Raw genomic sequence first — 12,430 nt, forward strand, 5'->3', positions numbered from 1 at the left:
GAATTACATAAATAAATAGCAAAAATTCAGCTAAAACAGCAAATCAGCATAACTTCATCGTTTGTGATTAATTTTTTTAATATTAATTCTAAAATTAATGAAATAAATACACATAAGAAGCAAAATCACAGTCTTAAGAAACAATAATTTTAACTATAAAAACCCTATCCACAAATCAAAATACTCTATTTTTTAAAAGATTAACAGGTAAATTTATATTTATATTACAATCTAATACCCATCCTATTATTTATAAAATTTAAGCTTTTCCAGGGATTTACTGAAATTCAGACATACATGAAAAAAGCCGGACAATTGTCCGGCTTGATCAATACAATATAATAAGTTTAGTCTTATTTCTTAATTAACTTCGTATTATATGTTTTGCTTTCACTTGTAATAGTAATGACATACATTCCTTTTATTAATGAAGCAACATTAATTCTCTGACCATCCAGTTTACCACTTTGTACCAATCTTCCTTCAGCACTGTAAATCTTGTAATCAGCTTTTCCTTTCAGATTTTTAACCTCTACAAAAGTATCAGCCGGATTTGGATAAATTTCGATTTCAGAGTTTGTTCCTTTTACTTCATCTACAGCTAAAGCTCCGGTAATTTTCACAGGGAAATCTCTGAAAGAACCTGCTGAAACAAACTGACCTCCTCCTGCTGGAACAGATGGGCTACCACATGGATCGCTCACTGCATTAAAGAAAGTACTTGCGACTCTCATTCTTAAAGTTTTATCTCCGGAATATGCCGTTGCAGGTACCGTAAATACTACTGTTCCTGTGTGTCTTGCATTAGCATTAGGAATAGCATTTTTTGCTCCTATCAATTCTGAAGCTTCAAAAACACCATTTCTGTTATAATCGATCCAAACCTGAAACCAGTCATTATATTGACCACCTGCTCTGTTTGCATAATCTGAGTAAGATAGTGTATACTGAGTCCCTTTTGTTAAATTGATCAGTTTAGTAGGATCCTCACTATAATCTTTATAAGTCTTAGAGATATCTGGCAACGTACCACCTTCAGAATGCGTCAAGTTAGATAAAGACATTGATAGAAGTGCACTATAAAATGTACTAAGCATATTATTTCCTCCTGTCGTCATTAAGCAGTAGTCAACTCCAGTCTTCAGTCCTTTCGTTTTGAAAGTATAGTTACTGGAGAATGTCCCCGGAACAGAATTCACTACAGCAGCAACCTGCACCTCGTAATTCGTTTCATCTTCAAGGTTATTAAGAACTACTGAATTTACTGGACTTGTTGCATTGGACCAGTTTGTAGTCCCTGCTTTTCTGTAATTGACTGAATAAGTAGCACCAGGCACACTGTTCCAATCTACTCTTGCTGTTGTTTTGAAAACTTCCGTATCAATAGTTGCAACTCCTGTTGGAGCATTCGTTGTTGATGTTGGAGCAGTTCCTATAGTAACCTGAGGAGATACTGCATAGAAGATGTTTCCAACTGCAGATATTCTGAATTTAACAGTACCTGTTAGGCTACCTGGCATTTGCGCAGAATAACTACCTGTATTAGGAGCAGAAGCGACCAAGTCCGTCCATGTCGTTCCGTTGTTTGTTGTATAGTCTATTTTGACATTCGTAACATTATATGGAGCAGCGTTTGTATTGGCTACTTCCCAATGAATGGTATTTGTTGCATTATTATACAATACTGAAGAAGCGGTAAGGCCATTGAATTTAAATGGTCCGTCATTTCCAACAGTCACAGTAGTTTCAGAAGAAGACAACATTGGTCTTGCATTATTCTCATCTCTTACTGTTACCGCATAATGTAATGTTCTAGGTACATAAGGAACTGTTTCCCATGTAGCTTTATTAGTAAGAACTCCATTCATTACTAAAGGCATACTTGGGAAATATCTTCTTCCACTTGCTGTTCCAAAGAAAGATCTTGCTAAAGATCCCTTAGTATTATATCCCCATCCACTGTCTCCAGAAATTGAAGCAAAGCTATCAACACTGTCATACTGTTCCCAGGTATAATTTAAAGGATCACTCTGAGCATCTGTCGCCGTAGCATCAAGATAATAAGCTGTTCCTTTAGGAATGCTATATGCCGTAAGAGGAGCAATTACAGGCGGAGTGTTGGTCGTAATATCCTGAGACACCCCACAAGCCGCTGGTTTACTCTCAAGATTAGTTAGGATCTGATTAATTGAAGCATAATGGAAATAAGCATCAGAATTCAACTGTACGTTATCTTGTGTAATTCCTGCATATCCCATAATGGTTGTTCCTCCACCGGGTTCTATATTCACCCCTGAACTCTCAGTACTCATAGAATAGGTGTGATTACCTCCTATCTGATGCCCCATTTCATGAGCTACATAATCGATATCAAAAGTATCACCGTTTGGATTTCCATCAGCAGGAGAAGTATATCCGGATCCTTTTCCTTCAGGATCTGCAGCTGTAGGATTCACACAGATACATCCAATACATCCTGCGTTACCGCCACCTCCTGTAGCTCCAAACAAATGACCAATATCATAAGCAGCGTTCCCAACATTGGCAGTCAAAGTATTTTGTAACTCTAAATTCCAATTTCCCATATCATCAGCAATAGAATAAGGATCCGTAGCAGCATTTGTATAAATAATTCCCGGTAAATCCTGAACTATTAATTTAACTCCAAAATCTTTTTCAAATACTCCGTTTACACGGGTCATTGTTGCATTCATTTGCGTTACAGCACCGGCCACGGTACCACCAAAATGCTGAGTATATTCTCCTGTAACAGATAATGCTAACTTATAGGTTCTGTATTTTGTACTTGATGGTCTGCTCGTAATTCCTACACTAGAAAGATTTTTTTTTCCGTTTTGCAATAAAGACTGTATATCTTTAAGATCTTTTTCCTCTGTTGAACAGTCAAAACCGTGTCCCCCATTTGTTCTCTTTGTTTTATAGAACACACCATAAGTCTGCTTATCAGCAGTTACCGGTTCTATAAACTGATATTGCCCGTCTTTAATGATCATAGACTGCATCTCGGTAGGAGAAGTACTAAATCTAAGATATTTTGAAGGATCATCAATTCCTACCCCAACATAAGACCCCAACTGGTATCTGTCTGCCAGAGACTTTTCCATAACGGGATTATTATAAACCGCAAATTTTTCAATCTTACCATCTACGGTTGGCAAAGAAATAACTACAGGTTTCGCACCATTCCCCGTTTCTACGGCATCTTTTAAAAGGTTCCTAAGTGACGCTAAATCTACTCTGTAAGCATATTTAACATCTACCTCTTTTCTCGTTGGGGAAACCTTTGAAGCAGGCTCCCATCTCTGTGCATAAGCTCCAGTAAAACCAGCAGCCAATACACAAATGAGTAAAATTTTCTTTTTCATAAATTCAATAATGTCATATTTAAAATTAATAAATTAAAAACGTTACCAACAAAAGTAACAATTTCCAACATACAACAATTAAAAAAAATGACTATTTTTTATCAAATCAGTCATTTCAATGAAATATCCGCTTTTGTGTTTTAGTTTTATAATTTTAATAATATCCTTATAGATAAAGAAATACATAAGAAATACTTCATAGTGAACTATTATCACATTATAATCAAAACAACAAAAATATAATGCATATAATAAAAAAGACGACCAATTTTTAAATTAGCCGTCTTAATAAATATATATTAATAATTAATTAATATTTTTAATTCCCATTTCAAAAAGAGCAAAAGAAATTAAATCTGCATTTTCACCTATAACCTGTTCCGTGGATCTACCAGCTCCGTGGCCTGCATTTTTTTCTATCCTTAATAATACAGGATTTTTACATGCTTGTTTTTCCTGAAGTTCTGCTCCAAATTTAAATGAATGCGCCGGAACTACCCTGTCGTCGTGATCACTTGTAATAATCATTGTTGAGGGATAGCATGTTCCTGCTTTTACATTATGAACAGGTGAGTAGGACTTTAAATAATCAAACATTTCTTTGTTGTCTTCTGCTGTTCCATAATCGTAAGACCATCCCGCTCCAGCTGTAAATTTATTATACCTCAACATATCAAGTACTCCAACTCCCGGAAACGCAACTTTTGCAAGATCCGGTCTCATGGTCATTGTGGCTCCAACTAATAATCCACCATTTGATCTTCCAGAAAGTGCCATATATTCTTTTGAAGTATATTTCTTACTTTGAAGATATTCTCCTGCAGCAATAAAATCTTCAAAAACATTTTTCTTTTGCATTTTAGTTCCTGCATCGTGCCATTTCTTTCCATACTCACCACCACCACGAATGTTTGGAACAGCATAAATACCACCATTTTCCATCCAAATCGCATTTACGACTGAAAATGAAGGCTGCAAACTAATATTAAAACCTCCATAAGAGTAAAGAATCGTGGGATTTTTACCATCCAGCTTTGTTCCTTTTTTATAATTGATCATCATCGGGATTTTTGTTCCATCCTTTGATGTATAAAATACCTGCTCTGAAATATAATCTTCCGGGTTAAACTTCACTTTTGGTTTTTCGTAAACCTCCGATTTACCAGAATCTGCATTGAATTTATAGGTCGTTCCAGGGGTAATGTAATTGGTAAAAGAAAAATAAAGCTCTTTTTCTTTTTCTTTACCTCCGAAGCCTGAAACATTTCCTTTTCCCGGAAGCGAAATCTCTCTAACTAATTTACCCGTTTTATCATATTGCTTTACCTGATCAACAGCATCAACCATATAGGTTGCAAAGAAGTATCCACCACCCGTAGAAATTCCTAACACATTTTCAGTCTGAGGAATTACATCTTTCCAATTATCCGGAGAAGGATTTCTGATGTTTGTTTTTACCAAACGCATATTCGGAGCATCTTTATCTGTAGCAATAAACAGATCATCCCCTTCAGTATCTACAATACTAGCATTAATATCAAATCCGGTGTTAATTTGTACAAAGTCACCGCCATTCTTTAAATCTTTTATATATAACTCATTCCCATTTGTAGCATTAGCAGCAGAAATAATAAGATATCTTTGATCTTCAGAAACTCCAGCTCCCAAGTATCTTCTTGGTGTTTTATCACCGCCAAATATTAATTGATCTGAAGATTGCTTTGTTCCTAGTTTGTGGAAAAACACTTTATGCTTATCTGTCATTCCTGAAAGCACAGTCCCTTCTTTTGGTTTATCGTAGCTGGAATAATAGAAACCTTCATCTCCCTGCCATGAAATTCCACTGAACTTCACATCTACCAGTGTTTCATCAATCTGCTTTTTGGTAATCGCGTCGATGATGATAATTTTATTCCAGTCACTTCCACCCTCAGAAATAGAATAGGCTACTAAATTCCCCTTTTTATTGAATGATAGCTGCGAAAGTGAAGTCGTTCCTTTTTCTGAAAATTTATTAGGATCCAGAAATACTTCTGTCGCTTTTGTCGCATTGTTTGTTCTATATAAAACAGACTGTGCCTGCAATCCATCATTTTTAGAATAATATGTATAATCTCCTTCCTTGAAAGGTGCTGAAATTTTCTCATAATTCCAGATATCCCTTAGTTGACTCTTAATCTTTTCTCTGAAAGGTATTTTTGAAAGATAATTCTGGCTGAAAGCCACTTCTTCATCCACCCATTTTTTCGTAGGCTCCGAATCATTCTCTAAATCTCTATATGGATCTGCCACAGCAGTTCCGAAGTATGTATCAGTTTGAGTACCTTTTAATGCTTTAGGATAAGTCATTTTTTGTGAATAAAAAGATGCTGAAAATAAAACTCCAGCCGTTAATAAGATAGGTTTAAAATTCATTTTGAAGGATTTTATCAAAAATACATAATCTCATTTAATAAAAAAAACCTCCAACAATCGAAGGTTCTATTTAAACAAGAGCTTTACAGAATATTATTTAACTCCAAAACTTTCAAAATAAAAATCTGTAAGTGTTGAAACAATTTGGTCCGGGCTCCCATTCCAATAATAGATCTTCCCATTATGTTTAAGCTCGTACAGACTAAATTCCTGTTCCGTTGTTACTATTTTATCCGCATTTTTAAATTTTTCTATAATATCTGTTAAAAAAGCTTTCAGCTCTTCAGGTTTTACCTTATCAGAATCGGGAATAATAACTTCAGATATTTTTGATGGAACCTTAAAAGTTACCGAATACTGAATTCTGGCAATTTTCTGATCCGGAACATACTCGTTTTGTACCAGTTCTACTTTTTTAACTGACATCTTTGCATTCTGGAAGTTTTCATATAATACCTTGAAATAATCTTCACTTTCTTTTTTACATGCAATCGCCACATTTTTTGGATACGGCAACAAGAAATTCTCAGCACTAGTTTTTATCACTCCTTCTGAAATCTCCTTTATATTAGCCTGATAAGAATCTTTACCCTCTACTGTTGGTCTTAAATAATCATTAAGTTTTGCAACTCCCTCATTATTATACCTGAGAAAAGTGTCAAAGTAAAGACCAAAAACTTCTGCTGGCTTTTTAACTTCCTGGGCTTTTACAATCTGTACAAACAATGTTAATATTAAAAAGAAAAAAACTTTATAATTTTTCATAGTCAACTCTGGATTTAATGCATCTAAATTAATAATTTGAAATAAGAAAGCCCCCGAAAAATCAGAGGCTTTACTTTTTATTTTTTAAAATCTTTAGTAATTATCTTCTTCGCCTTTCATTTTTTCTGCGTTTTCTGCCATGATAACAGCATCAATCATTTCAGAAATATCCCCGTTCATATAAGCATCAAGATTGTACATTGATTTATTGATTCTATGGTCTGTAACTCTACCTTGCGGGTAGTTGTATGTTTTAATCTTTGCAGAACGGTCACCGGTAGAAACCATTGATTTACGTTGTGCTGCAATGTCGCCTTGAACTTTCTGTAATTCGATATCATATAATTTCGTTCTAAGCATTTCCATTGCCAATTCACGGTTAGCCAACTGAGAACGTGCCTGTTGACAGACAACTACCATACCTGAAGGCTTGTGAGTAAGCTGAACTTTAGTTTCAACCTTGTTTACATTCTGACCTCCGGCTCCTCCTGAACGTGAAGTCTGCATTTCGATATCTGCAGGATTAAGTTCGAAATCTACCTCTTCTGCTTCTGGTAAAACAGCAATAGTGATCGCGGAAGTATGAACTCTACCTTGAGATTCAGTTTCAGGAACACGCTGAACACGGTGAACTCCGGATTCGAATTTCATGATTCCATAAACACCTTCACCCTCCACTTTCATGATCAGTTCTTTGTATCCTTTCGCTGCTTCATTAGAATCTGTTACTTCATGTTTCCAGCCTTTCGTTTTGAAATACATAGAATACATTCTATAAATATCTTCTACAAAAATTGCTGCTTCATCACCTCCGGTTCCGGCACGTAATTCTACAATGATGTTTTTATCATCTGCAGGATCTTTAGGAATCAGTAAAACTTTTAGCTCTTCTTCCAATCCTGGAAGTTTAGCCTGAGCCTCCATTTTTTCTTCCTTCGCCAGATCTACCAAGTCTTTGTCTGAACCATCAGCAATAATTTCTTCAGATTCTGCAATATTGTCTAAAGCCCCTTTATACTGATCATAAACTTTAACAATTTTACCTAAATCACTATACTCTTTGTTCAATGAAGAATATTTTTTCTGATCTGAAATGACATCAGGCTGTATAATAAGGTCTGCAACCTCATTATATCTTTGTTTAATAGCTTCTAATTTTGGAATTAATGACTTAGACATTGTAGAAATTTTGTGGCTGCAAAGATATGAATTATTAATTCAATTTAAAAGTCCTTTAGTTTTCTGATTTAGAAAGTCTTCGGTCTAAGAAAAGAGAATACCTCTAAAAGCAATAATTTCATGTTTAGTATTACCACCTACTCTTTGTATTAGATTTCAAATTTATAAGGTAAGCCTCTTTCTTTAAAAGCGAGATCCTTCAGGTTTAAAAATGTCAGGTTCAAGGTCAATATTGTCTTGCTCACACTTTTAGTGATTGCCTTACTTAAGCTACCTTACTACTTTTGACCAGAAATTAAAGTGATTTCAAAACAATTTAAAAACCTAAAGCTATGTTTCAAAAAACAACATTTAAGTTTCAGTATATCATTGAAAAATTTGCCATAAGTGCAGTCCTCCTGGTGCTTTTCAATATTGGACTGGCAAATGCCCAACAGAAAGTAAAAAAAATACCTACTGACAATCAAGCTCTGGAAAGCTTAGGGGCATTAAAACAAATTAATGCCGGTGTCCTTAGTATTGGATATGCAGAAGCTGGACCAGCTGATGGGACTCCTGTCATTTTACTTCATGGATGGCCATATGATATTCATAGTTATAACGAAGTAGTTCCTATATTGGTATCAAAGGGATACAGAGTCATCACTCCTTATCTAAGAGGATTTGGAACCACCCGATTTCTTTCCGAGGATACGATGAGAAATGGACAACAGTCTGCCGTTGCCAGTGATATTATTGCATTGATGGATGCTCTGAAAATAGATAAAGCAGTTTTGGGAGGATTTGACTGGGGAGCAAGAACAGCAGATATTATGGCAGCGTTATGGCCTGAACGCGTAAAAGCATTGGTTTCTGTAAGTGGTTATTTAATTACAAATCTTGAAGCGAACAAAAATCCGTTAAATCCTACTGCTGAGTATGGTTGGTGGTATCAGTATTATTTTTCTACTGAACGCGGTGAGAAAGGTTACACCGGAAACACTTATGAGTTCAACAAATTAATATGGAAACTTGCTTCCCCTAAATGGAATTTTGATACAACTACATTTGATCAGACAGCTCAATCTTTCAACAATCCTGATCATGCTGCAATTGTAATCCACAACTACCGCTGGAGACTTTCCCTTGCCAAAGGAGAACCCAAGTATGAAGATCTTGAAACCCGCCTTGCTAAGCGACCTGTTATTCAAGTTCCTACCATTACCATAGCAAGTGATTTTGATGGCTCTGCAGCAGATGGTAAAGCTTATGCTAATAAATTTACTGGTAAATATTCACATAGGGTCCTGAATGGGATCGGTCACAATGTACCACAAGAAGCACCAAGGGAATTCGCTGATGCAATTATTGAAGCTGATGGTTATTCAAAATAATCCATGGGACAATTTTAATATGATCAAAAAACAAAACCCACGATGTGCTACATAGGATACACCGTGGGTTTATTTAACTAAAAAATGAACTATCTTTATTTTTCTCTATATCAAAATTTGAAAAAACAAAAGGCTCTTTCTAAAGCCTTTTGCAAATAATCAATCAATATGCGAACATTAATTTTTAATGATCTTTTTTAAGAATGTTTGCCCATTCTTTAATTTTAACTGCACCATATAAACTCCGTTTGGAACTCCATGCATATTAATTTGGTTATTAAAGAATGGCACATTTATTATTTGTCCTACAACATTGGTTACCTGTACATTTTCTATTATAGAATCAGTTTTGATATTAAGAATGCCATTTGTAGGATTTGGATAAACACCCAAAGTATTCAGTCTGATCTCTGAGGTGCTTAATGAAGATGCTTCTTTGACACATCTTACAGACTGCCCCTGACCTCTAGGTCCTCCGGCATTAGGATTTCCAATTGTAGTTCCAATGTAGAAGTACTTAGCTCCGAAAGATGACGGAGTAGAACTCCAATAATAACCTCTTTGTCCGACAAATGTAAAATCTCCCGTTGACGATCCTCTGTACCCAGCTGCAGGTAATTTTAGAGTACTACTATATGCGGTAGTTGGGTTATTGATTACTTCAGCATTTTGTAAAACTGCCCAATCTGCCTGGGTTGGCATTTTCCAATCTTGGTCAATAACCTTACAAGGATCATATCCGTTGGTAGAGTTTACTCCAGCAACAGTATTCGCGGACCATTGATCCGTTAAAGAGTTAGCTGACCACCAAGATCCGGTAATAAATGATGTTACCCCCGTCAATCCGTCCGGAGAATTTGGAGTTGGAAGTCCACTCGTTAATGAATTTCTTTTCTGATGGCCATCATCCCATCTTCCCCATTGGAATAAATCTCCATAAGAATCTTCATCCGTCATTGATGTTGCTACTTGAGTACTTCCCAAATTTTGCTGAAGCCATACCTTACCATCTTTCCCTCTTACTGTATTATAAGAAACCTGTTGTCCTTTATAAGTAAAGGAAACACAACCAATATCTCCAGGATTATTTCCGGGATCCGTATTTGTACAAGTTTGGGCTGAATTGGCAATTGAAATCCTTTTTACTCTTGTTCCATCTTGGGAATAAGCCAATACAAGATATTTATTTAGTTTATCTATAGCCAGATCATTATAAGTTGCCGCGTTGTCGGAAACAAAATCTCCTCCAAAACTTCCCCATGTCTGAGTGGCAGCATCCAATTTATAAACTGTATTTCTTAACTGGTTGTCATTTTCCCAACGACTTACAACAACATAAGGATCACCAGTAGGGGTCACTGCTACAGCAGTGTATTGTACTGCTCCAGAAGAAAAATAAGCGTTCCCTAATTGCTCCCAGGTCGTTCCGTTAAATTTTTTAACGTTCACTTTTCTCCCGTTAGCTACATTTGAAACATAAGCAACATATAGATTGTTATTAGCATCAATTGCAATATCAGAATAATATTGTTCTCCCGAAGAAGAAGCATCAACAATACTTCCACCGACCAGAGTCCAATTATCAGAAGCAGTAGCTGTAGTAGAGTTTTGATATACGTTTACTCCATTTGCTACATTACACGTATAAACCTTATCATTAGTCCCAATCACCATTTCAGCAAAGGCTGCTCCATCGGAAAAACCTGAGTTTCCAACTTGTTCCCAACTTCCGTTTACATAACGTTTTACCGTTCCTGAATCATAATTGCTGTAAGTAAATAAAACATCAGAAGGAGAAACGGCAGAAGCCTGGTAGTTGACCGGACCTGATGTTACATTAGCCAATTGTGCCCATGCTATTCCTGTAAATTGTCTGACCTCCAATCCAGACCCCGGATAACCAATTTGATTAGTATAATAAGGATTTCCTGCATTGTCCAAAGTCAATGAGTTATAGAGAGCAGTTCCTGTTGTAATTCCCGCAGCTCCACCTACATAAGACCATGCTGTTCCGTCAAATTTCTGAACAGAACCTTTACCCACAGAAGTATCATAGTATGATAAATAATATTTTCCCGAATTATCTACAACCAAGTTGTTATTACTACTTCCTCCTGCTGAAACAATTTGAATTCCGCCAACATCCTCCCACTGCTGGGCATATAAAAAACTACTGGCAATGCTGAGCAACCCTAATCCTACTCCCAATTTTCGCATCGCAAAATGTAAATTTTTGAACATAATGAATATTATTTTTAATTATTCTAAATTTAATTTAACTTTGCGCAAAAGTACTGGACTCTATTAACCTTGAGTTATCATTTTCAAACTTTTTGTTATCTGATCCTTTGCTTTAACTTCAAATTGTACCATGATTGTAAAAAGATTGTCACATGAAAGACCAATCTAGAAAGGGATTATTATTCAGATCCGAGGACATTAAAATAATAATGCAGGAAGAATTATGCTCCGAAAAATTTCCAAAATCAAGAATGATTGAAGAGAGATCAAGCTTTAATCTCATCTTTTTATTAAGTCCCAACATCCATTTGGAGGCTCAAGACTCTGGCACAAGTTTTTTATTTAAAAAAAATCAATACATTCTTCACTATTCTCCCCAAGAAAGTACTGCCGAGCTTTGGACAGAAAATCACGAAATTTTGAAATATCTTCAAATTCAAGTCAATTATCAATATATATTCAATTTAATAAATCCCGGATCTACAAAGGAAAGCATTGACATACTGGAGAACATGATGAATAACAATTATATTTTCCTTCATAAAGAAACTCCACCTTCTATGACTGTTGAAATGCATATGATTTTGAAAGAGATTGTTAGTAATTCTAAAAAAGGGGTGATGCAAAAACTGCTTGTTGAGGCTAAGATCATCAAACTTCTCATTTTAATCTTCGAACAGTTTGATGAAAAAACCACGGATGAAATTCTACCTAAAACAGCTTCAATGATCAAGAAATTTGTTGATGAAAATTTTCATAAAAATATTAAAGTTGAAGAAATAGGAAAACTGATTGGAATTAATCAGAACAGTATCCGGAAAGAGTTTAAAGCACAATACCATACCACAATAACAGATTATATTTCAGAACTGAGAATGCTTAAGGCAAAAAAAATGATCATCAATAAGGAAATTATGATCAAAGAGATCGCCATTGAATGTGGTTACGAATATGTTCAGAATTTCACAAGAGCCTTTAAAAAGAAATTCGGATTATCTCCGGAGAAACTGAGAAATGAATAAATAAAAAAACCACCTAATAAATTAAGTGGTTTATATATGTTGTTTTGCT

7 protein-coding genes are annotated in these 12,430 nt (G+C 35.4%); 2 read left to right on the forward strand and 5 right to left on the reverse strand.

Translation table 11 applies throughout. The features are described from left to right. Positions 1-353: 353 nt before the first annotated feature. The 4 genes from NG806_RS14650 to prfA all read right to left on the reverse strand — a co-directional run bounded on the left by NG806_RS14650 (position 354) and on the right by prfA (position 7,745). Positions 354-3,386, reverse strand: a complete 3,033-nt coding sequence (locus NG806_RS14650) for a reprolysin-like metallopeptidase (protein WP_261510332.1) — start codon at positions 3,384-3,386, stop codon at positions 354-356. A 306-nt stretch (positions 3,387-3,692) separates the two neighbouring features. After that, positions 3,693-5,801, reverse strand: a complete 2,109-nt coding sequence (locus NG806_RS14655) for a prolyl oligopeptidase family serine peptidase (RefSeq protein ID WP_390882518.1) — start codon at positions 5,799-5,801, stop codon at positions 3,693-3,695. A gap of 93 nt (positions 5,802-5,894) precedes the next feature. Beyond that, entirely contained in the window at positions 5,895-6,566 is a 672-nt protein-coding gene (locus NG806_RS14660; RefSeq protein ID WP_261510333.1) for a hypothetical protein, read from the reverse strand. A gap of 93 nt (positions 6,567-6,659) precedes the next feature. Further along, complete coding sequence (gene prfA, locus NG806_RS14665; protein ID WP_261510334.1) at positions 6,660-7,745, reverse strand: peptide chain release factor 1; 1,086 nt, start codon at positions 7,743-7,745, stop codon at positions 6,660-6,662. A gap of 332 nt (positions 7,746-8,077) precedes the next feature. Here prfA and NG806_RS14670 point away from each other — a divergent pair, with 332 nt between their 5' ends. Beyond that, positions 8,078-9,118, forward strand: coding sequence for an alpha/beta fold hydrolase (locus NG806_RS14670; RefSeq protein WP_261510335.1), 1,041 nt, complete (start codon positions 8,078-8,080; stop codon positions 9,116-9,118). Positions 9,119-9,295: 177 nt separating this feature from the next. Here the strand turns inward: NG806_RS14670 and NG806_RS14675 are convergent, their stop codons facing one another. Next, positions 9,296-11,359, reverse strand: coding sequence for a T9SS type A sorting domain-containing protein (locus NG806_RS14675; protein WP_261510336.1), 2,064 nt, complete (start codon positions 11,357-11,359; stop codon positions 9,296-9,298). 152 nt (positions 11,360-11,511) lie between these two features. Here NG806_RS14675 and NG806_RS14680 point away from each other — a divergent pair, with 152 nt between their 5' ends. After that, complete coding sequence (locus NG806_RS14680) at positions 11,512-12,381, forward strand: helix-turn-helix domain-containing protein (protein ID WP_261510337.1); 870 nt, start codon at positions 11,512-11,514, stop codon at positions 12,379-12,381. Positions 12,382-12,430: the final 49 nt, after the last annotated feature.

This window comes from Chryseobacterium paludis (genome assembly GCF_025403485.1).
In the GTDB taxonomy this organism is placed as follows: Bacteria; Bacteroidota; Bacteroidia; order Flavobacteriales; family Weeksellaceae; genus Chryseobacterium; species Chryseobacterium paludis.